Here is a 23,373-nt window from a genome sequence, read left to right as displayed (position 1 = left end):
ATCATGTTCAGTAAAGTGCTTATCGCCAACCGCGGCGAGATCGCCTGTCGCGCCATTCGTACCCTGAAGAAAATGGGCATCGCGAGCGTCGCGGTCTACTCAACGCCGGATCGTAACGCGCAGCATGTGCTCGATGCCGATATCGCCATCGCGCTCGACGGCGACGCGGCGCGCGACACCTATCTTAACGTCGATAAAATTCTCGCAGCGGCGAAAGCGAGTGGGGCGCAGGCGATTTTCCCCGGCTACGGTTTTCTTTCCGAGCGTGCCGAATTCGCAGCGGCGTGCGAAGCCGCGGGCCTGGTATTCATCGGCCCGACGCCGCAGCAGATTGGCGATTTTGGCCTGAAACACCGCGCCCGCGCGCTGGCGGCACAGGCGGGCGTGCCGATGACGCCGGGCAGCGGGCTGCTGCGCTCGCTTGAGGAGGCAACCCTGGCGGCCGAAGACATTGGCTACCCGGTGATGCTGAAAACCACGGCGGGCGGCGGCGGCATCGGGCTCACGCGCTGCGACGACGCGCCTTCGCTGGCGCAGGCCTGGGAGAGCGTCAGACGCCAGGGCCTCCAGTTTTTCAGCGATGACGGCGTGTTTATTGAGAAATTCATCAGCCGCGCGCGTCACCTGGAAGTGCAGATCCTGGGCGATGGCAAAGGCTACGTGGCGGCGCTCGGCGAGCGCGACTGTTCGCTCCAGCGCCGCAACCAGAAAGTGGTGGAAGAGACGCCCGCGCCGGGTCTGCCGCAGGCGACCCGCGAGGCCCTGCACGCCGCCGCGGTGGCGCTCGGCAAATCGGTCAATTATCGCAGCGCGGGCACCGTGGAGTTTATCTACGACGCCGGGAGCGATCGTTTCTGGTTTCTGGAGGTCAACACCCGCCTTCAGGTGGAGCACCCGGTAACTGAGGCCGTGACGGGGCTCGATCTTATCGAGTGCATGATTAATGTGGCCGCGGGCGAGCCGCTGGACAGGGCGCGGCTCGCAAAAGCGCCGCAGGGCGCGTCGATAGAGGTGCGTCTCTATGCCGAAGATCCGCTGAAAAACTTTCAGCCGTCGCCGGGGCAGCTTACCGACGTGCATTTCCCTGACGGCGTGCGCGTCGATGGCTGGGTCAGCACCGGTGCGGAAGTCAGCGCGTTTTACGATCCGATGATCGCCAAAATCATCGTTTACGGCGACGACCGCCCGCAGGCGCTGTCGAAGCTACGCCAGGCGCTCGACGCCACGCGCCTGCACGGCATCGCCACTAACCTGGATTATCTGCGCCAGATTATCCGTCTGGAGGCGTTTGAAAACGCCACCATGTGGACGCGCCTGCTGGATGAAGTGAGCTACCACGCGCACGCCATCGAAGTGCTGGAGCCGGGCACCTGGAGCAGCGTGCAGGATTATCCGGGCCGTCTGGGCTACTGGGATATCGGCGTGCCGCCGTCCGGGCCGATGGACGATTACGCCTTCCGGCTGGCGAACCGTATCGTCGGTAACGCGCCGGAGGCTGCCGGGCTTGAATTCACGCTTCAGGGGCCGACGCTGCGCTTTCACAGCGACGCTATCTTCGCGCTCACCGGCGCGGACTGCGACGCAAAGCTCGATGGCGAACCGGTCGCCTGCTGGCAGCCGGTTACCGTCCGCGCCGGACAGACGCTGACGCTGGGCCGCGCCCGCACAGGCTGTCGCGGTTATCTGGCGGTGCGTAACGGCATCGACGTGCCGCAGTATCTCGGCAGCCGTTCCACCTTCGCGCTCGGGCAGTTCGGCGGCCATGCGGGCCGCACGCTGCGCCCCGGCGACGTGCTGGCGATATCGCGCCCGGCGCTCGCCGCCTGCACCACGCCTGCGCCCATCTCGCCGCCCCGGACGCCGGAGCCGGGGGTTATCCCGCGTTATGGCGAGGTCTGGAATATCGGCGTGCTCTACGGGCCGCACGGCGCGCCCGACTTCTTTACGCCCGCGTCAATGGACGCTTTCTTCGCCGCCGAATGGCAGGTGCATTACAACTCCAACCGTCTCGGCGTGCGGCTGGTCGGCCCGAAGCCGGAGTGGAGCCGCGCCGATGGCGGCGAGGCGGGGCTGCATCCGTCTAACGTCCATGACTGCGAATACGCTATCGGGGCGATTAACTTTACCGGCGACTTCCCGGTGATCCTCACCCGCGACGGGCCGAGCCTCGGCGGTTTTGTCTGCCCGGTCACCATTGCCCGCGCGGAGTTGTGGAAAGTCGGTCAGGTGAAGCCTGGCGATCGCATTCGTTTTCATCCGGTAAGCATCGAACATGCGCAGTCGCTGGAGCTGGCGCAGGAGGTGGCCTGCAACCATCTGCGCGCGGTGACGGCCCGCCCGGATGAGACGCCGACGCTGCTGCCCGGCATAACCGGAAGTGCGGCGATTTTAGCCGAAGTGCCTGCGCAAAATGGTCTGCCCGCCGTTGTGTGGCGGCAGGCGGGCGACAGCTACATTCTCATCGAATATGGCGACAACGTGCTGGATCTGGCGCTGCGACTGCGTGTGCATCTGCTGATGAAGGCGATTCGTTCGAGCGGCGTCGAGGGCGTGGAGGAGCTTTCACCCGGCGTGCGGTCGTTGCAGGTACGTTACGACAGCCAGCGTCTGGGACAGCGCGCCTTGCTGACGCTGCTGATGAGCCTTGAAAAACAGCTTGGCGATGTGGAGTCGCTGAAGATCCCCTCGCGAATCGTCTGGCTGCCGATGGCGTTTGAAGACAGCGCGACGCTTGGGGCGGTAGAGCGTTACCAGCAGACCGTGCGCGCTCAGGCACCGTGGCTGCCGAATAACGTCGATTTTATCTGCCGCGCGAACGGGCTGTCGCACCGCGACGACGTGAAAAAGGTAATGTTCGACGCGAGCTACCTGATCCTCGGGCTGGGGGATGTCTATCTCGGTGCGCCGTGCGCGGTGCCGGTCGATCCGCGCCATCGCCTGCTCAGTTCGAAATATAACCCGGCGCGCACGTGGACCGCCGAGGGCACCGTCGGCATCGGCGGGATGTATATGTGCATCTACGGCATGGATTCGCCCGGCGGCTACCAGCTGGTGGGCCGCACGTTGCCCATCTGGAACAAATTCCTCAAAAACCCGCAGTTCGGCGAGGAGCCGTGGCTGCTGAAGTTCTTCGATCAGGTGCGCTTCTACCCGGTGAGCGAAGCCGAACTGAATGATTTCCGCGACGCTTTCCGCGAGGGCCGCGCGTCTGTCCGTATTGAAGAGAGCGAGTTTGATTTTGCGGCGTATCGCGCCTTTTTAGCGGCTAACGAGCAGGATATTGCCGCGTTCCGCGAGCGTCAGCAGGCTGCGTTCAGTGCCGAGGTGGCGCACTGGCATACCCAGGAGCCGGAGGATGACCCCCATGAGGCGCAGGCAGAAGATGAGGCCGAAAGCGAAGGGCAGCTGGTGAGCGCCGATCTCAACGGCAACATCTGGAAGATTCTGGTCGAGCCGGGCCAGCGGGTGAAGCAGGGCGAGCCGCTTATCGTGGTGGAGGCCATGAAGATGGAGCTGATGGTGCATGCGCCGGTGGATGGCGTGGTGGCGCGTATTCGTTGTCAGCAGGGGCGGCCTGTGGCACCGGGCGATGCCCTTTTGTGGCTGGGCTGATCTGGCATGTCGGACGGCGGGTGCGCTGACGCTTACCCGCCCTACAACGCAAGCCGCCCCGTAGGGCGGGTAAGCGTCAGCGCACCCGCCACATTAAACCATGCACGGAAAGCCCGTAGGGCGGGTAAGCAACGCGCACCCGCCATGTTAAACCAGACGCAAAAAGGAGGCGCTATGCCGCTTACCGCCCGACACCGCGAGGCGCAACCGGAGGCGCAGGGCGATCGCATCTACCGGCTGATGAAACAGGCGATCTTCGATTTCCGCCTGCTGCCGGGCGATCGCTTCAGCGAAAACGACGTCGCCGCGCGCATGGGGGCAAGCCGCACGCCGGTACGCCAGGCGCTGCACCGGCTTGAACAGGAAGGCTATCTCGACGTTCAGCCGCGTAGCGGCTGGCAGGTGCGGCCGATCGATTTCGACCATCTGGAGGCGCTCTACGATCTGCGCATCGTGCTGGAAACCGAAGCCGTCGCGCGCCTCTGCGCCTTACCGGCGCACGTCACGCCGTTGCCGCTGCGTGAGCTGCGCGAATTCTGGATTGACGCGCCGCCGCTCGCGGACGGCAGCGATGTCGCGCCGCATGATGAGGCATTCCACCTGACGCTTGTTGCCACCGCGGGCAACCCGGAAATGGCGCGCGTGCATCGTGAGGTCACGGAAAAAATCCGCATCGTGCGCCGCATGGATTTCACCCAGGCGTCACGCGTCAGCGCGACCTACGCCGAGCACGGCCAGATCCTGCTCGCCATTTTTGAACGCAACCTGAAGGAGGCCCGGACCCGACTGCACGACCATATCGCTCAAAGCCAGAAAGAGGTTCGCAAGATTACGCTGCACGCCCTGCAACAGGCGCGGCGTGGCGCGTCAGATTAACCGTACACACAGCATCCATTATCAGGAGTGACCTTATGCATCGTCGTACTTTGTTAAAAGCCTTCGCCCTTTCCGCCTCGGTCATCAGCATGGGGTTCGCGTTCAGCGCCCAGGCCGCCGACACCATTAAAGTGGGCATTATGCACTCGCTCTCCGGCACGATGGCGATATCGGAAACGCCGCTCAAAGATGTGGCGCTAATGACTATCGATGAGATCAACGCCAAAGGCGGCGTTCTCGGTAAAAAGCTGGAGCCGGTGGTGGTCGACCCGGCCTCCAACTGGCCGCTGTTCGCCGAGAAAGCCCGCCAGTTGCTGAGCCAGGATAAAGTCGCGGTGGTCTTCGGCTGCTGGACATCGGTATCGCGCAAATCGGTGCTGCCGGTCTTTGAAGAACTCAACGGGCTGCTCTTCTACCCGGTGCAGTACGAAGGCGAAGAGATGTCGCCGAACGTTTTCTACACCGGCGCCGCGCCTAACCAGCAGGCGATCCCGGCGGTGGAATACCTGATGAGCGAGGACGGCGGCGGCGCGAAGCGCTTCTTCCTGCTCGGCACCGATTACGTCTATCCGCGTACCACCAATAAAATCCTGCGCGCGTTCCTGCACGCCAAAGGCGTTCAGGATAAAAACATTGAAGAGGTCTATACGCCGTTTGGCTACAGCGACTACCAGACGATTGTCGCTAACATCAAAAAATTCTCCGCGGGCGGTAAAACGGCTGTCGTATCCACCATTAACGGCGATTCCAACGTGCCGTTCTATAAAGAGCTGGCGAACCAGGGGCTGAAGGCGACCGACGTGCCGGTGGTGGCGTTCTCGGTGGGCGAAGAAGAACTGCGCGGGATCGACGCCAAACCGCTGGTGGGCAACCTGGCCGCGTGGAACTACTTCGAGTCGGTGGATAACCCGGAAAACAAAAAATTTGTCGCCGATTACCGCGCTTACGCCAAAGCGCACAAGCTGCCGAACGCCGATACCGTCGTGACCAACGATCCGATGGAAGCGACCTATGTCGGCATTCATATGTGGGCGCAGGCGGTAGAGAAGGCGGGCACGACGGATGTCGACAAGGTGCGCGCGGCGATGGCCGGGCAATCGTTCAAAGCACCGTCCGGCTTTACGCTGACGATGGATAACACCAATCACCATCTGCATAAACCGGTGATGATTGGCGAAATCGAGGGCAACGGCCAGTTCAACGTGGTGTGGCAGACCGAAGCCCCGGTGCGCGCGCAGCCGTGGAGCCCGTATATCGCCGGGAACGACAAAAAAGCCGATACGCCGGTGAAAACCGCCAGCAATTAAGGGGCGGTCACGGGCCACGCAATTGTGCCGGTTAATGTGGCGGGTGCGCTTCGCTTACCCGCCCTACATGGAATAAACGTGTTTTGTAGGGCGGGTAAGCGAAGCGCACCCGCCGTAAAAACCCTGTAACCGCGCACCCGCCATAACCGCCTGCAAGCCACAACGGTTGCAAAGGAGATAACCATGACATTATTCCGCTGGCTGATGGTCGCCGTCTTGCTGGTGCCGTGGCTCGCCCGCGCCGGTGACGCCGATGATTTTGCGGCCGCCAACCGAAGCACACAGGCGACGCTGCTGCAAACCTGGGCGACAGCGCCGGACGCCGCCCGTCTGCCGCTGCTGGTCGCGCTCGGCCAGGAGAATCTGGTCGTTGATACGCAAAAGCATCCGTTCGCACAGCGTCCGGAAGGGTTGACCGCGCTTGGTAGCGTCGCCACGCCGGTAGGCGCGGTAAAACCGCTTCGGCTCACCAATCGACTGCGCAATCTGGCTGCCGCGGCGCTGGCCGCGCATCGCCTGGTGAGTGACAACGTCACGCAGCGCCTGGAGGCCGTCCGCGCCTTACAGCGCGACGGCGACCCGCAAATGGCCTCCTTACTGACGCAGCGCCTGGCCGTTGAAAAAGACGACACCGTGCGCTACGCGCTCGCCACCGCGCTCGCCAGCCTGCAACTGGCAAGCCCGGATGCGACGGTGCGCCTGAATGCCGTCACGCGGCTTGGCGAATCCGGCGATCCGCAAACCCGCGCGCGGCTCCAGCCCTTTACCGACGCGGCCAGCGAGCCTGACGCCCGGGTGCGCGAGGCCGCAGCCGCAAGCGTTCGTGCAATTGACCATCGCCTGCTGGTGGGCGATCTGCTCGGCCAGGCGTTTATGGGGCTGTCGCTCGGCTCGATTCTGCTGCTGGCCGCGCTCGGTCTTGCCATCACCTACGGCCTGCTTGGCGTTATTAATATGGCCCACGGCGAAATGCTGATGCTCGGCGCGTACGCCACCTGGTGCGTGCAGAACGCGCTGGCGGAATTTGCACCGCAGTGGCTGACGTTCTATCCACTGCTGGCGCTGCCGGTGGCGTTTCTGGTGACGGCCTGCGCCGGGATGGCGCTTGAGCGCACCATTATTCGCCACCTGTATGGCCGCCCGCTGGAGACGCTGCTCGCCACCTGGGGCATCAGCCTGATGCTTATCCAGCTGGTGCGCATGGCGTTTGGCGCACAAAACGTCGAGGTGGCGAACCCGGCCTGGCTCTCCGGCGGCATTCAGGTGCTGCCGAACCTGATCCTGCCGTGGAACCGGCTGGTGGTGATGGGCTTTGTGCTGCTGGTGCTGTTTTTCACCTGGCTTGTGCTCAATAAAACGCGGCTTGGCATGAACGTGCGGGCGGTGACGCAAAACCGCGCGATGGCCGCCTGCTGTGGCGTGCCGACCGGGCGCGTCGATATGCTGGCCTTCGGGCTTGGCTCCGGTATTGCGGGGCTTGGCGGCGTGGCGCTCTCACAGCTTGGCAACGTCGGGCCGGAGCTCGGTCAGGGCTACATCATCGATTCGTTTTTAGTGGTGGTGCTGGGCGGCGTTGGTCAGCTCGCAGGGAGTGTGGCGGCGGCGTTCGGTCTGGGCATCTTTAATAAAATCCTCGAGCCGCAGGTGGGCGCGGTGCTTGGCAAAATCGCCATCCTGGTGATGGTTATCCTGTTTATTCAGAAACGCCCGCAGGGGCTGTTCGCACTCAAAGGGAGGGCCGTGGAATGACGCAGCCGGTGACTTTAACGCTGGTCCGAAATGCGCCGCGCCTGAGCGTTATCGCAGGCGGGCTGGCGCTGGCGGCGCTCTTCGCGCTGCCGTTTCTGACGCTGTTACCCGCAAGCCACCCGCTCGCGGTCTCCACCTGGACGCTGACATTAATGGGCAAAATCCTCTGCTACGCGATTGTCGCGGTGGCGCTGGATCTGGTCTGGGGCTACGCCGGGCTTTTATCACTCGGCCACGGAATTTTCTTCGCGCTCGGCGGCTACGCGATGGGCATGTATCTCATGCGCCAGGCGGCGGGCGACGGGCTGCCCGCGTTTATGTCGTTTCTCTCCTGGAGCGAGCTGCCGTGGTACTGGTGGGGCACGTCGAATTTTCTCTGGGCGCTGCTGCTGGTGGTGCTGGTGCCGGGGCTGCTGGCGCTGGTTTTCGGCTTTTTTGCGTTCCGCTCGAAAATCAAAGGCGTCTATTTTTCCATCATTACCCAGGCGCTGACCTTTGCCGGGATGTTGCTCTTTTTTCGCAATGAAACCGGCTTTGGCGGCAACAACGGCTTTACCGGCTTTACCACGCTGCTCGGGTTTTCGCTCACCGCGACCGGCACGCGCATCGCGCTTTTTATCGCCACGCTTGCCTTGTTGCTGGCCTGCCTGGCGGTCGGGCTGTGGCTCGCGCGCAGCAAATTTGGCCGGGTGCTGACGGCGGTGCGCGACGCGGAAAGCCGCCTGATGTACTGCGGCTACGATCCGCGCGGCTTCAAGCTGCTGGTCTGGACGATTTCGGCCGTGATGTGCGGTCTCGCAGGCGCGCTCTATGTGCCGCAGGTCGGCATCATTAACCCCGGCGAAATGTCGCCGACCAACTCCATTGAAGCCGCCATCTGGGTGGCGCTCGGCGGGCGCGGCACGCTGGTGGGGCCGGTGTTCGGCGCGCTGCTGGTGAACGGGGCCAAAAGCCTCTTTACCGTGGTGATGCCGGAGTACTGGCAGCTCTTTTTAGGGCTGATATTTATTCTGGTCACCCTGTTTCTGCCGCGCGGTGTGGCGGGGCTTTTGCGCAGAGGAGAGAAATAATGCACGCCACGGATACGCTCTATACCCGGCAGTATGAGACCGACCGCTTTCGCGCCGAGACCGATCCGGTGCTGCAACTGGAGAAAATCAATGTCAGTTTTGACGGCTTCCAGGCGCTCACCGATCTGACGCTCTCGACCGGCGTCGGCGAACTGCGCTGCATTATCGGCCCCAACGGCGCGGGCAAAACCACGCTGATGGATGTCATTACCGGCAAAACCCGGCCCCAGAGCGGGCGTGCGATTTACGATCAGCAAACCGACCTGACGCGCCTTGAACCGGTGGAAATCGCCCGGCGCGGTATCGGGCGCAAATTCCAGAAGCCGACGGTGTTTGAGGCGCTGACGGTGTTTGAGAATCTGGAGCTCGCGCAAAAGGGCGATAAATCGGTGCGCGGCACGCTGCGCGCGCGGCTGAATGCCGAGCAGACCGACCGTATCGACGCGATGCTGACAACGCTGCGCTTAGGGGCAGAGCGCCAGCGCCAGGCTGGCGCGCTGTCACACGGGCAGAAGCAGTTTCTGGAAATCGGCATGCTGCTGATGCAGGAGCCGCACCTGCTGCTGCTCGACGAGCCTGCGGCGGGCATGACCGACGCGGAAACCGACTACGCCGCCGAGCTGTTTCGCGCGCTGGCGGGCAAACACTCTCTGATGGTGGTGGAGCACGATATGGGCTTTGTGGAGACCATTGCCGACAAAGTGACGGTGCTGCATCAGGGCCAGGTGCTGGCGGAAGGCTCGCTTGCCGAGGTTCAGGCCAACGAGCAGGTGATCGACGTCTATCTCGGGCGTTAAGGAGCAACGATGTTAAAAGTAGATGAACTGCATCAATACTATGGCGGCAGCCATATCCTTCGCGGCGTGTCGCTTGAGGCGCGCACGGGCGAAGTGACCTGTCTGCTCGGGCGCAACGGTGTGGGCAAAAGCACGCTGCTGAAATGTCTGATGGGGCTGATTCCGGCGAAAACCGGCTCGGTCACCTGGCAGGGCGACGTTATTACCCGTTATAAACCGCACCAGCGCGTGGCGGCAGGCATCGCGTATGTGCCGCAGGGGCGTGAGATTTTCCCGCGCCTGACGGTGGAGGAAAACCTGCTGATGGGGCTGTCGCGCTTTCGCGATACAGAGGCCAGAAGCGTGCCAGAGGAAATTTATACGCTCTTTCCGGTGCTGAAATCGATGCGCCAGCGGCGCGGCGGCGATCTCTCCGGCGGGCAACAGCAGCAGCTCGCTATCGGCCGGGCGCTCGCCAGCCGCCCGCAGTTACTGATCCTCGACGAGCCCACCGAAGGCATTCAGCCATCGGTCATCAAAGAGATTGGCGAGGTGATCCGCGCGCTGGCCGCCCGCGGCGATATGGCCATTCTGCTGGTAGAGCAGTTTTATGATTTCGCCGCCGGGCTTGCGGATAACTATCTGGTGATGTCCCGCGGCGCTATCGTGCAACGCGGCCCTGGCGCTGCGATGGAAGCCGACGGCGTGCGAGGGCTGGTAGCGATTTGATAGCGGTAAAAAGGCTGGCAGGAGGCTGGCCACTGTTTTTCTGAGCATAGCTTCTGAGATAAATATTTTCTGATAAAAAGGGGAGGATACTTAATCAAAAGGGTGACTGGCGTAAAGTGCTGCAAATTGTCGCAGTAAACGGAATGGCCATGAAAAAAACTCAACATATTATCAATGGGCGAGCCTATAATTTCCAGACAGAGAATGGCGGCACACATCTTGTCTACTATTCACATACCCGGCCAGTTACAGAAAACTACGTCCAAACGGTTTATATCCCTTCCTGTAAAATCATTACGCGAACTAATGGTGATATTTTGTTTGCGCTTGGTTTAAAAGAAGGTGAAATGTTTGAGATAATTACAGCGAAAGAATTATACGATCGCTATGCATGGCAATGGTTTGAACCACTGGCGGATAATTATCATCCGATGATATATTTTAATCATGAGCAAGAAGTTCAGAATGCCTATAAGCATTTCAGCTGGCAGGATATCGTCGATTTCGCTGAAACAGACCGGCCTTCATTATCATTCGCTTCGGGAATGCCGGGAGACTGGAAAGCCAGTGCGCAAGGTGCCGATGGATATCTTTTGGTACTCATTAATGGCTTACCTTATTGGGCTGACGCTGTCGGACAGATCCCTTATGCCGTCGATACCTATCGGGCTACGCATTCTGTGGAGCAAACGCTGGAGATAGCAAGGCGTTGGGCGGACGGAACGTTTACCAGTCGTTATGATGACTCCAATACTTATGATAATTTCTTTGTTCTACGCGGTGCGCTTTATGCCAGTAAGCGATTCACTTATAACGTCGTGACCAACAATCAATATTATCCTCGTGTCATGGTGTACGAAAGTACTTTTCCAGTTAAAAGTGAGATGCTCGCGGAACCTATCACCGAAGCGGATTTAAAGCGCTATGGCAGAAAAGGTTAAAAGAGCATGGATAACGATTTCAGTCGTTTCTTTTGTGAGATAATTTCTCGTCCACTGATGGTAATCTTATCTATGATTTGCGTGCTCATGCTGCACGATGCGATCTATTTTTCTGTCTACAGAATATTTTACGGCACTTATAGTGTTCGGGAAACCGCCTCGCTTAATTTAGCCTTGTGGTATGGCATATTTCCAGCATTCATTATAATGGCGTTATTACCGCTTCGCTTAATGAAAGGGCATTTGTTGCTGATGCTTTTAATACCGGTAATGCTCTTTGGCTTCGGTGGCTCAACACATTTCATACTCTGTATATTGTTAAGCTTTTACTGGCTACTCGGTGGTGGGCTGATGCTTTTTATGAAATATGTGGTCTATCGACAGGTCGCCGTTTTACTCAAAATCCCTCCGCTATAAACGTGCGGGCCAGGCGTTTACCCGGCCCGCACTTCACTCAGCCCGGTTGCATCACCCCAACGGCTTTCACGCGCATGCCTTTTACCATCATCAGATACGCCATAGCTGCGAAAACCATCAGCGACGCGAACAGCGACCATGACGGCAGCGTGGTCAGCACAAAGCCGCTGTACATCGGGTTGAACGCCGCGCCCAGCCAGCCGAGCGACTGCACGGAGAAGTAACCGGCTTTCAGGCCCGGCGGGGCAATATTGTCGATCAGCATATATTCACCCGGCGCATAGATGATTTCGCCAAGCGTAAAGACCGCCGCTGCCGCGCCCCACATCCAGAGATTAGTGCCCGACATCAGAAAACCGCCGAGGCCGAGAATAAAGCAGACAGTGCCGAAGAGCATCAGGCGGCTTATGTTGTCGGCGCGCAGTTTTCTGCCCACCAGGTACTGCAGCGAAACCACAAGGACAGCGTTGACCGGCAGTACCACCGCGACAACCTGTTGCGCCAGCGCGCTGTCGGAAAAGGTTAAGACGTATTGCGAAATACAGACGGCAAAGGACCCCGCCACCAGCGAGCCGAGAAACGCCGAGCCGGTAAACCACAGCAGACGCTGGTCACGCCACAGCAGCGAGAGCGGCGGCGGGCCTGCGGGAGAATCCGCCTGTTCGTGCGCCGGCGCCACGCGTTCAACAAAAAAGCCGATCACCATAAAGGTCATGCCGGACGTCACCGCCGAGAGCCAGAACGGCATATTGAGGCCATAGACCATCAGCAGCGTGCCGATGGGCGGGCCAACCGTCCAGCCGATATTCAGAAAGGTATAGTTAAGCGAAAAAATACGCGCCTTGGCCGCCGCCCCCAGCGTGTCGGCGAAATAGCTCTTCAGCACGGTAGAAAACACCGAATACGCGCAGTTAATGATGGCGAAAAAGAGGATCACCAGCAGGGCGTTATGCATCAGCGGGATCGCCACAAAGCCCGCCACAAAGATCGCAATAGCGATGAGCATATAGCGCTTTTTGTCGAAGCGGTCGGCGAACACGCTAAACGCCAGGCTGAAAAAAACGCCTGCGGTCATCGCGCTCGTTAGCGCGACGCCAATTTCATCGACCGACATCGCGAAACGCTTCGCGAGATAAATCGCCATAAACGGCAGTGTGGCGCCGCGGCCAATGGTTAACATTAACGACGAGCCCAGCAGCGCGACGGTGGAACGCGTTTTCTTTGATAACATTTTCTTATCTTTTTTATCGGGTGAGCGGGAGCGAGCGCCTGTTCAGGCCTCTTTTAAAGCAATAACATGCCATCCGGGCGCTGTACACCCTGTCGGGGGTTCAGAAGTGCTTTACGTTCCCCCCATAAATTAGTGATCTGTCTCTCACCTTAAGATTCCGGTATGGTGAAGTATTAACATAATTTTAATAAATAACAGGGGCAGGGGATGACGCGTAAAGACGGGCTGCTGGCGCTGCTGGTGGTGCTGGCCTGGGGGTTGAATTTCGTCGTAATTAAAATCGGTTTACACGCCATGCCGCCGCTGCTGCTGGCGGGGCTGCGGTTTTTGCTCGTCGCCTTTCCCGCGCTGCTGTTTGTCGCCCGCCCGAAAGTGCCGTTTCGGCTGCTGCTCGGCTACGGACTGACGATAAGCTTCGGGCAGTTCGCGTTTCTCTTCACCGCCATTAAGTTCGGCATGCCCGCGGGACTCGCCTCGTTAGTGTTACAGGCGCAGGCGTTTTTCACCATTGTGCTCGGCGTGTTCGCCTTTCGCGAACGTCTCCAGGCCAAACAGCTCACCGGCATTGCGCTCGCCGTCGGCGGGATGCTGGTACTGATTGAGGGCAGCCTTAACGGCCAGCATGTGGCGCTGACCGGTTTTATGCTGACGCTCGCCGCCGCGCTGAGCTGGGCCTGCGGCAATATCTTCAACAAAAAAATCATGCAGCTGCCGACGCCGCCTGCGGTGATGTCGCTGGTGGTGTGGAGCGCGCTGATCCCGGTGCTGCCGTTTTTTTCGGCGAGCCTGATGTTCGACGGCGCGGATGCGGTGGTGCAGAGTCTCGTGAATATCGACAGCGTGACGGTGCTGTCGCTGGTTTATCTGGCCTTTATCGCGACTATTCTCGGTTATGGCATCTGGGGCACGCTGCTCGGGCGTTATGAGACCTGGCGCGTGGCGCCGCTTTCACTGCTGGTGCCGGTGGTGGGGCTTGCCAGCGCCGCGCTGCTGCTGGATGAGCGGCTCTCGGTATTGCAGATTATTGGCGCGCTGTTGGTGATGGCGGGGCTTTATATCAACGTCTTTGGCTGGCGGGTACGGCGGGCGGTGCGCAGCGCATAAAAAACCGGGCCAAAGCCCGGTTTTTTTTAACGCGACTGGTTGTAGTACGGCACGCCCAGCTCGTCTGATTTATCGCTGCCTGCGCTGCGATGGCTGAGATCCAGCGATTCATGATGCTCAATCGGCACCATCATTGTGCTGGTGTCCCCGGCGCACGCGTCAGTTTTGGGGCTGCCTGCCAGCGCATAGCCGGAGGTCAACGCCAGCAACAGCGCAGCGGCGCACGTGACGGATTTCATAATTTCCTCGGTTATCTCCCGAAAGGAGAAGTGTAACGGCGGAATGCCGCCGTCGGCGTTCTTTAACTACTCAGTGATTCAGCGGGTGGAGGTACTTGCCTTCGCCCGGCATCCGCGTCACGCGATATTTATGCGGCGGCACGGAGAAATAGTTCTTAAACGTGCGGGTCAGCGTCTGCTGGGATTCAAACCCATAGCGCTCGGCCAGATAAAGAATCGGTTCGTCGCTCTCTTTGAGTTTGAGGGCAATCTCGGTCAGTTTCCGGTTGCGGATATACTGGCCCAGCGAGTGACCGGTCTCTTTTTTGAACATGCGTTGCAGGTGCCATTTCGAGTAACCCGAACGCGCCGACACTTTCTCAAGGGAAAGGGGGGATTCCAGGTTATCTTCAATCCAGTCCAAAATGCTATGAATAGTAATGGCATCATTGTTGCGTCTGGACATCGTCTTACCTCTTTGCTGTTACGGCAGCACCCTTTTAAGCAGGTATTCGAGGGTCGCCACTTCGTCTGCCGTCAGGTTTTTTGTTAATTCTTGATGCAGGTTTTGTCCTACCAGCTGGTGGCACTGTTCACACAGCACCGCGCCTTCTTCCGTGAGCTCAACCAGGATGCCCCGTTTATCGTTAGGGTTAGGCAGACGCGCCACCCAGCCCTTGCATACCAGACGATCCAGCATGCGCGTCAGAGCACCTAAATCTACTGAGAGCACTTTTTTCAGCTCCCCTGGCGTGATGCGGCCAGGACAGCGAATGGAACAGAGCACCTTAAACTGCGCTGCCGTGATATCGAGCGGCGCAAGGTACTCATTGAGCAGGCGATCCTTTTTCTGATTCACAAGGTGAATCAGTCGTCCTAAGGGAATAATCTCGTTAAACAGATCGCTGTTATTTTCCAACATAGTTGCCCAGGCAAGTAGATTAGTCACGCGAGATATTATTGCCCAGGCAAACATAAGTCAACCGAATGATTTTCGCGATCACACGATCTGCTAAAACGTGTTAAAAACCCTTCAAAATCAAAGGAAAGGTAAGAGCAATCGCTGCGATAGCGCGCGCCTGTTAAGCGCGGAAAGGCGTAACGCGACGCGGTGAAAACAGAGAAAAAGAATAAAAAAACGCCGCCTGAAGCGGCGGCGTTAAGATTAACCGTGGTGCGGTTGCTCTTCAGGAAGCTGAACCGGCCAGCGGCGGAAAATTACAATCGCCCAGACAAACGCGACCAGCGCCGGAATAGCGCCCATATAACCGATGGACGACATCGAGAGTTGCAGGCTCACCTGGTTGCCCACCAGCGCGCCTGCGCCGATACCGATGTTAAAGATGCCGGAGAAGAGCGACATCGCCACATCCGTGGCGTCCGGGGCCAGCGCCAGCACTTTCACCTGCATACCGAGGCCGATAAGCATAATCGCGATGCCCCAGAACGCGCCAAGAATGGTCAGGTTTACAGCGCTGTGCGAGGCAGGCAGCAACAGCAGCAGGCAGATAACCAGTACGCCGATGGCGCTACTGATAAGCCCGGAGGCGTGCAGATTGCCGAGCTTGCCGAAAATCACGCTGCCGATAATGCCCGCGGTGCCGAGCACCAGCAGCAGGAAGGTGGCGAAGTTTTCGCTCAGGCCCGCGACGTTCTGCACGAACGGCTCAATATAGCTGTAGGCCGTGAAGTGCGCGGTCACCACCACGGCGGTCAGCACGTAGATGCACAGCAACGCCGGGCGACGGAACAGCGCCGGCAGACTCGCAAGAGAGCCGGAGTGTTCGCTCGGGATTTTCGGCAGCAGTTTCATAAGGCAGGCGAGCGTAATCAGCGCGCCGATGCCGATGGCGAAAAACGTGGTGCGCCAGCCGAAATATTGCCCGACGATGCGCCCGATGGGCAGACCGAGTACCGACGCCAGCGCGGTGCCGGTCGCAATCAGGCTCAGCGCCTGGGCGCGTTTGCCCGGCGGGGCGAGGCGAATGGCCAGCGACGCGGTAATCGACCAGAAAATCGCATGGGCGAAGGCGATGCCGATACGGCTGATGACCAGCACCTCGAAGCTCCAGGCCATAAACGACAGCATATGGCTCGCGATGAACACCACAAACAGCGCAATAAGGAGCTTGCGGCGCTCCACCTGGCTTGTCAGCAGCATAAACGGCAGCGACATCAGCGCCACCACCCAGGCGTAGATGGTCAGCATAATGCCCGCCTGCGCGGATTCCATATGGAAGCTCGCGGCGATATCAGAGAGCAGGCCCACCGGCACAAACTCGGTGGTATTAAAGATAAATGCCGCGACCGCAAGCGTAACCACCCGCAGCCACGCGGTTTTGCGAGAGACTGTATTCATCGTCATAGAAAAGATTCGCGCTGGTCAGAAGTGAATAAGAAGCGAGCGATCTTAAAACTTTCGCCCGTCGGGACACAACCATTTTGTGACGCAAATCTCACTTTTATACCCAGCATGTAACAAACGAAGCGGCAGAAACGCAATTGCCGTCACGGATTACAGACCGCGTGATAGTGTGTAAAAACAGCAACGACAAAAAACAGGGTGGGGATGACAATGCAATCAGTTGATTTTTATATGGTGGACGCGTTCGCCGATAAAACCTTCAGCGGCAACGCGGCGGCGGTCTGTCCGTTAAGCGAATGGCTGCCGGATGAAACGCTGCTCCTGATGGCGCGGCAGCATAACCAGTCAGAAACCGCGTTTTTTGTGCGCACCGACGACGGCTTCGAACTGCGCTGGTTTACCACGCGCTATGAAATCAACCTCTGCGGCCACGCCACGATTGCCGCCGCGCACGTCATTTTAGAGCACCTCGATTACCCGCACAGCGAAATCCGCTTCTCGACGCGCTTTGTCGGGGAGGTGTCCGTTACGCGCCGCGGTGACTGGCTGACGCTGAACTTTCCGGCGTGGCAGGCGCAGCCGGTGGACGCGCCCGCGCTGCTGCTGAGCGCGCTGGGGATTGACGGCGCGGTGTCGGTGGCGGTGTATCGTGACTATCTGGTGGAGCTACCAACCCAGGCGCAGGTAGAGGCGCTGACCCCGGATATTCACGCGTTGATTCCGCTCGGCAAACAGGTCTGCGTCACCGCGCCCGGCACACCCGGCGGCCCGTATGATTTCGTCAGCCGCTTTTTCTGCCCCGGAGAGGGCGTGCCGGAAGATCCGGTGACCGGTTCCGCGCATAGTATGCTGATCCCGTTCTGGGGTGAGAAGCTTGGCAAGACCGCGATGATGGCGCGTCAGGTCTCGGCGCGGGGCGGGGATTTACGCTGTGAATGGCAGGGCGATCGCGTGCTGATTGGCGGCCAGGCGGTGACCTATCTTATCGGCCAGGTATTGCTGCGCTGATGCTTCGGCGCCCGTAGCGGGCGCCGTTTTCATGCTCAGGGCAGACGGGCGATATTCTCTTTAATCACCGCGACCGAATGCTGAAACTTCGCCTGCTCCTCGCCTTCCAGCTGCAGTTCGATAATCTGCTGCACGCCGTTTTGCGCCAGTACCGCCGGAACGCCTATCGCCACGTTGTCGACGCCATATTCGCCGTCAAGAATGCACGATACCGCCAGCGCCCGGTGGCTGCCGGTGAAGATATTGCGGCAGATCTCCGCGATAGTGCCCGCGATGCCATATTCCGTACAGCCTTTGCGGGCGTAAATCTCAAAGCCCAGCCTGCGCACGCGCTCGGCAAGCGCCGCGGTATCCAGTGGCGTACCCGTTTTGCGCTCGTAAACCTGCGCGACCGGCGAGCCATACACGGAAGAGTGCGACCAGACCGGGAACTGGGTGTCGCCATGTTCGCCCAGAATAAAGGCGTCGATGCTTTGCGGGCCGATATCCAGCGCTTCGGCAAGCGAGCGGCGCAGGCGGGTGGTGTCGAGCCAGACGCCGGTGCCGATCACCTGGTTGCGCGGCAGGCCGGAGAGCTTCCACACCTGCCAGGTGATGATATCGCAGGGGTTGGTGGCGACGAGGAAAATGCCATTAAAGCCGCCCGCCATCATCTGCGGCACAATCTGGCCGACGATGCGCGCGGTGTTGGTCAGCTCGTCAAGGCGCGTCTGGCCGGGCTTCAGCGCGCCGCCGGAAACGGTGATCACCGCGATATCGACATCCGCGCACTCCTGCGCCTGGCGGGTGGAGATTTTAATCATCCCCGGCATATACGCGGCGGCGTCGCGCAAATCCTGGCAGTGCCCTTCGACGCGCGCGGCATCGAGATCCACCAGAATCAGCTCCTCGCCGATATTCTGGTTGAGTAAGGCCCAGGCGGCGGCGGTGCCCACGTTGCCCGCACCGATAATCATCACTTTTCGTGCTCTGTTATTCATGGTGTCATTCCTTGTTAACCCATTTCGCCGCACAGAGTACCTGCACAACCCGCTGCCAGGAAATCCCCATTGTGTATTAAAGCGCGCATCATAAGACAATCGTCTGACCGGCGGGTTGTCGGCGGCGCGCGCAACCGGTAAAGCTAATAAAAACAACCAAGGAGCCGCTATGTACCCGATAACCGCCGAAGCGCCAGGCAGCGCTGAAAGCCGGGCGCTGATCGCCGCGCTGGACGCGTATCAGAGCACGCTGTACCCGGCAGAGAGCAACCATCTGGTGGATCTCGCCGACATCCCCGAAGATGAGATGATTTTTATGGTGATCCGCCATCAGGGCGAGGCGGTGGGTTGTGGCGCGGTGATGCTGAACACTGACGGCTCTGGAGAAATTAAGCGGGTGTATATCGATGCGCGCCACCGCGGGCAGCGCCTCGGTGAAACACTGATGGCAGCGCTGGAAGCCGCCGCGCGCTCACGCGGCTGCCACATGCTGCAACTGGAAACCGGCATTCACCAGCATGCGGCGGTGAAGCTCTATGAGCGCTGCGGCTATACGCACACCGCACCGTTTGCACCTTACCAGCCCGATCCGCTGAGTGTGTTTATGCGAAAGCGGGTGTCAGACACGGCAGCAGTTCTGTAAAGGCGTCGAGCTGACGGGTTTTCGCCCCGCGCCGCCAGATAAGCCAGGTATCGATATAGCGCCATTTATCGGCCAGCGGCCACGCCTGCACCTGATGGCTGCCTGGCATACTCTCCAGCATACTGCGCGGGATCATCGCCACACCGGCACCCGCCACCACGCACGCCAGCATGCCGTGGTAAGACTCCATTTCGTGGATTTTGCCCGGCATCGCCTGATCTTCTTTAAACCAGCTTTCGAAATGCCGCCGGTAGGAGCAGTTCGCGCGAAAGGCGTAAATGCTCGCGCCGTTAATCTCCTGCGCGCGCGTAACCTCAGGGTGATTCGCGTGCGCCACCAGCATCATCTCTTCCTGATAGACCGGCATACCTTCCAGATTCGGATGCAGAACCGGGCCGTCGACAAACGCCGCGCTCAGTTCGCCCGCCAGCACGCCGTCAATCATGGTACCGGACGGGCCGGTCGCCAGATCGAACTGAATTTTCGGGTAGCGCTGGTTAAAGGCGGCCAGCACAGCGGGAATGCGCACCGCCGCGGTGCTCTCAAGCGATCCGAGCGAGAAAATCCCCTGCGGCACGTCACCGGAGACCACCTCGCGCGCCTCCTGCACCAGCGCCAGAATGCGTTTGCTGTAGTCAAGAAAACTGTGCCCGGCGGGCGCGAGCTTCAGGCGCTGGTTCTCGCGGATAAACAGATCCACGCCCAGATCTTCTTCAAGCTGGCGGATGCGGGTGGTCAGGTTAGACGGCACCCGGTGAACGCGCTGGGCGGCGGCCGTGATGCTGCCAGTTTCGGCCACGGCGTTAAACATCTCAAGCTGGGTTAAATCCATCGCATTCTCTCCGGGTGAATGGAATCGTTAATATTATTCACTTTTCAGAAATACCAGAGCAGGCCAGGCTATACCAGAAGTTTTGACGTGTCTGGTGTAAAAAAGCGTCACCGATAACAACACATAAGAGAGAGGCCATTGATGAGCATTTCCCCTGCCACCCATGCGATTTCCGTAAACCCGGCCACCGGCGAAACCCTGGCGGCGTACCCGCTGGCAAGCGCTGAACAGGTCGAGCTGGCTATTACCCGCGTAAGCGAAGGCTTTCGCCGCTGGCGCGCCAGCCGTATTGATGAACGCGCGCAGACGCTGCGTAACATCGGCAATGCACTGCGCGCACGCAGCGAAGAGCTGGCGCAGATGATCACCGCCGAGATGGGCAAGCCGATCCTTCAGGCACGCGGCGAAGTGGCGAAATCCGCCGCGCTCTGCGACTGGTACGCCGAACATGGCCCGGCGATGCTCGCGACGGAGCCGACGCTGGTGGAAAACCAGCAGGCGGTGATTGAATACCGTCCGCTCGGGCCTGTGCTTGCCGTCATGCCCTGGAACTTCCCGCTGTGGCAGGTGATGCGCGGGGCGGTACCGATCCTGCTGGCGGGCAACACTTATCTGCTTAAGCATGCGCCGAACGTGATGGGCTGCGCGCTGCTGATTAATGAGATTTTTGAAGACGCGGGCGTGCCGGCCAGCGTGTTCGAGGTGATTAACGCCACCAACGACGGGGTGAGCCAGGCGATTAACGATCCGCGTATCGCCGCCGTTACCGTGACCGGCAGCGTGCGGGCGGGTGCCGCAATCGGCGCGCAGGCGGGCGCGGCGCTGAAAAAATGCGTGCTGGAGCTGGGCGGTTCCGATCCGTTCATCGTGCTGGCGGACGCCGATCTCGACGAGGCCGTGAAAGCCGCGGTGGCGGGGCGCTACCAGAACACCGGGCAGGTGTGCGCTGCCTCCAAGCGTTTTATCGTCGAAGCGAGCATCGCCGATGCCTTTACCGAAAAATTCGTGGCCGCCACGCAGCAGCTGAAAATGGGCGCGCCGACCGACGAAACCACGTTCCTGGGCCCGATGGCGCGTTTTGATGTGCGTGACGAGCTGCATGCGCAGGTGACGGCGACGCTCAGCGAAGGCGCGACGCTGCTGCTGGGTGGCGAGAAGGTAGCCGGTGCGGCGAATTTCTACGCGCCGACGGTGCTTGGCAACGTGACGCGCGAGATGACCGCGTTTCGTCAGGAGCTGTTCGGGCCGGTGGCAGCCATTAGCGTGGCGCGCGACGCCGAACATGCGCTGGAACTGGCGAACGAGAGCGAATTTGGCCTGTGCGCGACCGTCTGGACCGCCGATGACGCCCGCGCGGAGGATTTCGCGGCGCGTCTGGAGTGCGGCGGCGTCTTTATTAACGGTTACTGCGCAAGTGACGCCCGCGTGGCGTTTGGCGGCGTGAAGAAGAGCGGTTTTGGCCGCGAGCTGTCGCACTTTGGCCTGCATGAGTTCTGCAATATCCAGACCGTGTGGAAAAACCGCCGCTAAGTGATGCGGTGAATAAAAGCGTTATCCCGCCGGGCCGCGCATAGTTGTTTGGTTTTATCGGCGGGTGCGCTTCGCTTACCCGCCCTACATGAGCTGCAATATCCAGACCGTGTGGAAAAACCGCCGCTAAGTGATGCGGTGAATAAAAGCGTTATCCCGCCGGGCCGCGCATTGGTTCAGCCTGACTGGCGGGTGCGCTTCGCTTACCCGCCCTACGAGCTTACCCGCCCTACGGTGGCCGTGGTTCAGTTTGACCGGCGGGTGCGTTTCGCTTACCCGCCCTGGGAGTAAGGGGCCGCTCATGCGGCCCTTTGTCATATCCGTGACATGGTTCTGTCATTTTTGCTTTGTAGACTCGCGGAGGTTTTCGCTGTTTAACGAAGAAAAACATGAACCTAACTAAAATTTTCCGCGCCATCCGGCGCGTCGTGCCGCGCACTCGCTTCGGGCTGATGGCCGGCATTCTGTGTGTTATTACGCTCTTCTCCGCACTGCAAATTCTCTCCACACTGATGCTCTCATCGCTGCTTGGCGACACGCAGCAGCAGGTCCAGCACCACGAGGCGCAGCGCCAGCAGCAGGTGGCGATGGATGACGCCCGCGTCACGCTCCTGATGGCAAGTGACTTACTGAACCGTGCAGGCATCTACTTTATGCAGGATAAAGAAACCGGCTCGGTGGGGAGCTGGAACAGCCTGATGGATGAGGCGCAGGCCGCGCTGAAACGCTCCCATGCGGCGTTTGAGCGCTACGGCAAACTTAACCGGGCGAAAGATGATCCCTTAAAGGCGAGCTATGAAAATTTTTATGGCGCGCTGAAAGAGCAGGCGGACGGCCTTGTCAGCACTAACAGCATTGACGCGTTTTTCGCGGTGCCGGTGCAGGCGTTCCAGGCCGATTTCAACGACAACTTCGCCCGCTATCAAAGCGCCAACGCGCAGCGGGCGGACCGCGACAGCCGCGAGCTGCTGGGCGGTCTTGAGCAGGCGCAGCGGCTGTTTATTATGGCGCTCGGCGTGCTGCTCGCCATTGCGCTGCTGGTGTGGCGCAGTATGGCGGTGTGGGTGATCCGCCCGCTAAGAAGACTTATCACCCATATCAACCGGCTGGCGGCAGGCGATCTTAGCACGCCGCTGCCGTCAGATAAACTGGTCAACCGCGAGATGGCGGAGCTGAGCCAGAGCATCGGCCAGATGCAGGGCGGGCTGCAACAGCTGGTTAACGAGGTCCGCGAGGCGACGTCCGCGATGGTTGCCAATATCGGCGAGCTGGCGGCGGGCAACGAGCAGCTTTTCAGTCAGTCGGCACTGCAGGCGGAAGAGTTGCGAAAAGTCACCGAGCATATCGAAACGCTGGAAGCGCACGTGGAAGAGAACAGCGAGTACGCCCGCGTGGCGAACGCCCGCGCCGATGAAGCGCGGGGGGTGGCCGCAGGCGGCGATGAAATGATGGTGACGGTGAACCACTCGATGCAGGATATCGTCTCGCGTTCCTCGGAGATGCGCGGGATCGTGGCGATGATCGAAAGCGTCGCGTTCCAGACCAATATTCTCGCGCTTAATGCCGCCATTGAAGCGGCGCATGCCGGGAATCACGGCCGCGGTTTCGCCGTGGTGGCAAAAGAGGTCGGGCTGCTGGCGCGTAAGAGCAGTCATTCAACACAGACCATTCAGGAACTTATCCATCACTCGTTGCAGGGAATCGAGAAAGGCTCGCAGGCGGTATCGAAGCTTGAAGAGAATCTGGGGCGGGTGATGGCGCTGGTGAGCCATCTGACGGGGTTGCTTGGCGAAATCGCCGTGGCGACCGTCAATCAGGGCGACAGCATTCATCAGGTAACGCAGCGCATCGGCGCGCTCAACCAGGTGGCGGGCGAGACCGGGACGCTGGTGCAGCACACCACCCAGGCATCGCTGCGCCTGCGTGATGAATCGCGCAGGCTCACGGAAGCCGTCTCGCGCTTTCGTCTTTCCGCCTGAGATTGC

21 protein-coding genes are annotated in these 23,373 nt (G+C 60.0%); 14 read left to right on the top strand and 7 right to left on the bottom strand.

Going from position 1 to position 23,373, the window contains the following annotated elements:
* Positions 1-3: 3 nt before the first annotated feature.
* From uca to ACUW6V_RS00850, 9 genes are all read left to right on the top strand, one after another.
* On the top strand, positions 4-3,612 hold the full coding sequence (uca, locus tag ACUW6V_RS00890; protein WP_454037874.1) for an urea carboxylase: 3,609 nt from the start codon (positions 4-6) through the stop codon (positions 3,610-3,612).
* 174 nt (positions 3,613-3,786) lie between these two features.
* The gene (locus ACUW6V_RS00885; protein ID WP_032989506.1) at positions 3,787-4,488 is read left to right on the top strand and encodes a GntR family transcriptional regulator; all 702 of its coding nucleotides are present in this window, start codon (positions 3,787-3,789) and stop codon (positions 4,486-4,488) included.
* Between the two features lie 35 nt (positions 4,489-4,523).
* Positions 4,524-5,795: an urea ABC transporter substrate-binding protein gene (gene urtA, locus ACUW6V_RS00880; RefSeq protein ID WP_012124719.1), complete on the top strand. Its 1,272-nt coding sequence runs from the start codon at positions 4,524-4,526 to the stop codon at positions 5,793-5,795.
* A gap of 183 nt (positions 5,796-5,978) precedes the next feature.
* Positions 5,979-7,544, top strand: coding sequence for an urea ABC transporter permease subunit UrtB (gene urtB / locus ACUW6V_RS00875; RefSeq protein ID WP_454037873.1), 1,566 nt, complete (start codon positions 5,979-5,981; stop codon positions 7,542-7,544).
* A complete protein-coding gene (urtC, locus tag ACUW6V_RS00870; protein ID WP_007900124.1) occupies positions 7,541-8,614 on the top strand; it encodes an urea ABC transporter permease subunit UrtC in 1,074 nt (357 codons plus the stop codon). Before urtB ends, urtC begins: the two co-directional genes overlap by 4 nt.
* The gene (urtD, locus tag ACUW6V_RS00865) at positions 8,614-9,411 is read left to right on the top strand and encodes an urea ABC transporter ATP-binding protein UrtD (protein WP_063265598.1); all 798 of its coding nucleotides are present in this window, start codon (positions 8,614-8,616) and stop codon (positions 9,409-9,411) included. The genes urtC and urtD overlap by 1 nt, the downstream gene beginning before the upstream one ends.
* A gap of 9 nt (positions 9,412-9,420) precedes the next feature.
* Positions 9,421-10,119 carry an urea ABC transporter ATP-binding subunit UrtE gene (urtE, locus tag ACUW6V_RS00860; RefSeq protein WP_319703837.1) on the top strand — a complete coding sequence of 233 codons (699 nt, stop codon included), beginning with the start codon at positions 9,421-9,423 and terminating at the stop codon, positions 10,117-10,119.
* A 149-nt stretch (positions 10,120-10,268) separates the two neighbouring features.
* Positions 10,269-11,060 (top strand): hypothetical protein, encoded by a 792-nt coding sequence (locus tag ACUW6V_RS00855; protein WP_097642002.1) that lies wholly within the window; start codon positions 10,269-10,271, stop codon positions 11,058-11,060.
* Between the two features lie 6 nt (positions 11,061-11,066).
* Entirely contained in the window at positions 11,067-11,477 is a 411-nt protein-coding gene (locus tag ACUW6V_RS00850; RefSeq protein ID WP_081396379.1) for a hypothetical protein, read from the top strand.
* A gap of 37 nt (positions 11,478-11,514) precedes the next feature.
* Here the strand turns inward: ACUW6V_RS00850 and ydeE are convergent, their stop codons facing one another.
* Positions 11,515-12,708 carry an efflux MFS transporter YdeE gene (ydeE, locus tag ACUW6V_RS00845; RefSeq protein WP_097647646.1) on the bottom strand — a complete coding sequence of 398 codons (1,194 nt, stop codon included), beginning with the start codon at positions 12,706-12,708 and terminating at the stop codon, positions 11,515-11,517.
* A gap of 207 nt (positions 12,709-12,915) precedes the next feature.
* Between ydeE and eamA the strand changes: the two genes are divergently transcribed.
* Positions 12,916-13,812, top strand: a complete 897-nt coding sequence (gene eamA / locus ACUW6V_RS00840) for an O-acetylserine/cysteine exporter (RefSeq protein WP_454037872.1) — start codon at positions 12,916-12,918, stop codon at positions 13,810-13,812.
* Positions 13,813-13,838: 26 nt separating this feature from the next.
* Here the strand turns inward: eamA and marB are convergent, their stop codons facing one another.
* The 4 genes from marB to ACUW6V_RS00820 form a co-directional block, all read right to left on the bottom strand.
* Positions 13,839-14,051 (bottom strand): multiple antibiotic resistance protein MarB, encoded by a 213-nt coding sequence (gene marB, locus ACUW6V_RS00835; protein WP_004384917.1) that lies wholly within the window; start codon positions 14,049-14,051, stop codon positions 13,839-13,841.
* A gap of 70 nt (positions 14,052-14,121) precedes the next feature.
* Complete coding sequence (gene marA, locus ACUW6V_RS00830; protein WP_004384918.1) at positions 14,122-14,496, bottom strand: MDR efflux pump AcrAB transcriptional activator MarA; 375 nt, start codon at positions 14,494-14,496, stop codon at positions 14,122-14,124.
* An 18-nt stretch (positions 14,497-14,514) separates the two neighbouring features.
* Positions 14,515-14,949: a multiple antibiotic resistance transcriptional regulator MarR gene (marR, locus tag ACUW6V_RS00825; RefSeq protein WP_004384919.1), complete on the bottom strand. Its 435-nt coding sequence runs from the start codon at positions 14,947-14,949 to the stop codon at positions 14,515-14,517.
* Positions 14,950-15,195: 246 nt separating this feature from the next.
* Complete coding sequence (locus ACUW6V_RS00820; RefSeq protein WP_105622198.1) at positions 15,196-16,395, bottom strand: sugar transporter; 1,200 nt, start codon at positions 16,393-16,395, stop codon at positions 15,196-15,198.
* Positions 16,396-16,605: 210 nt separating this feature from the next.
* Between ACUW6V_RS00820 and ACUW6V_RS00815 the strand changes: the two genes are divergently transcribed.
* A complete protein-coding gene (locus ACUW6V_RS00815; RefSeq protein ID WP_319703841.1) occupies positions 16,606-17,403 on the top strand; it encodes a PhzF family phenazine biosynthesis protein in 798 nt (265 codons plus the stop codon).
* A 35-nt stretch (positions 17,404-17,438) separates the two neighbouring features.
* Here the strand turns inward: ACUW6V_RS00815 and ACUW6V_RS00810 are convergent, their stop codons facing one another.
* Positions 17,439-18,383 (bottom strand): L-lactate dehydrogenase, encoded by a 945-nt coding sequence (locus tag ACUW6V_RS00810; protein ID WP_097583658.1) that lies wholly within the window; start codon positions 18,381-18,383, stop codon positions 17,439-17,441.
* A 169-nt stretch (positions 18,384-18,552) separates the two neighbouring features.
* Here ACUW6V_RS00810 and ACUW6V_RS00805 point away from each other — a divergent pair, with 169 nt between their 5' ends.
* Positions 18,553-19,026: a GNAT family N-acetyltransferase gene (locus tag ACUW6V_RS00805; protein WP_454037871.1), complete on the top strand. Its 474-nt coding sequence runs from the start codon at positions 18,553-18,555 to the stop codon at positions 19,024-19,026.
* Here ACUW6V_RS00805 and ptrR read toward each other — a convergent pair.
* The gene (gene ptrR / locus ACUW6V_RS00800) at positions 18,986-19,858 is read right to left on the bottom strand and encodes a putrescine utilization regulator PtrR (RefSeq protein ID WP_069682227.1); all 873 of its coding nucleotides are present in this window, start codon (positions 19,856-19,858) and stop codon (positions 18,986-18,988) included. The genes ACUW6V_RS00805 and ptrR overlap by 41 nt on opposite strands.
* 141 nt (positions 19,859-19,999) lie before the next feature.
* Here ptrR and sad point away from each other — a divergent pair, with 141 nt between their 5' ends.
* Positions 20,000-21,388, top strand: coding sequence for a succinate-semialdehyde dehydrogenase (sad, locus tag ACUW6V_RS00795; RefSeq protein ID WP_454037870.1), 1,389 nt, complete (start codon positions 20,000-20,002; stop codon positions 21,386-21,388).
* 389 nt (positions 21,389-21,777) lie between these two features.
* Positions 21,778-23,367, top strand: coding sequence for a Tar ligand binding domain-containing protein (locus ACUW6V_RS00790; protein ID WP_454037869.1), 1,590 nt, complete (start codon positions 21,778-21,780; stop codon positions 23,365-23,367).
* The last annotated feature ends 6 nt before the right edge of the window (positions 23,368-23,373 follow it).

The sequence above is a fragment of the Cronobacter sp. 153480017-3 genome (assembly GCF_053627815.1).
This window is presented reverse-complemented; position numbering and strand designations above follow the sequence as displayed.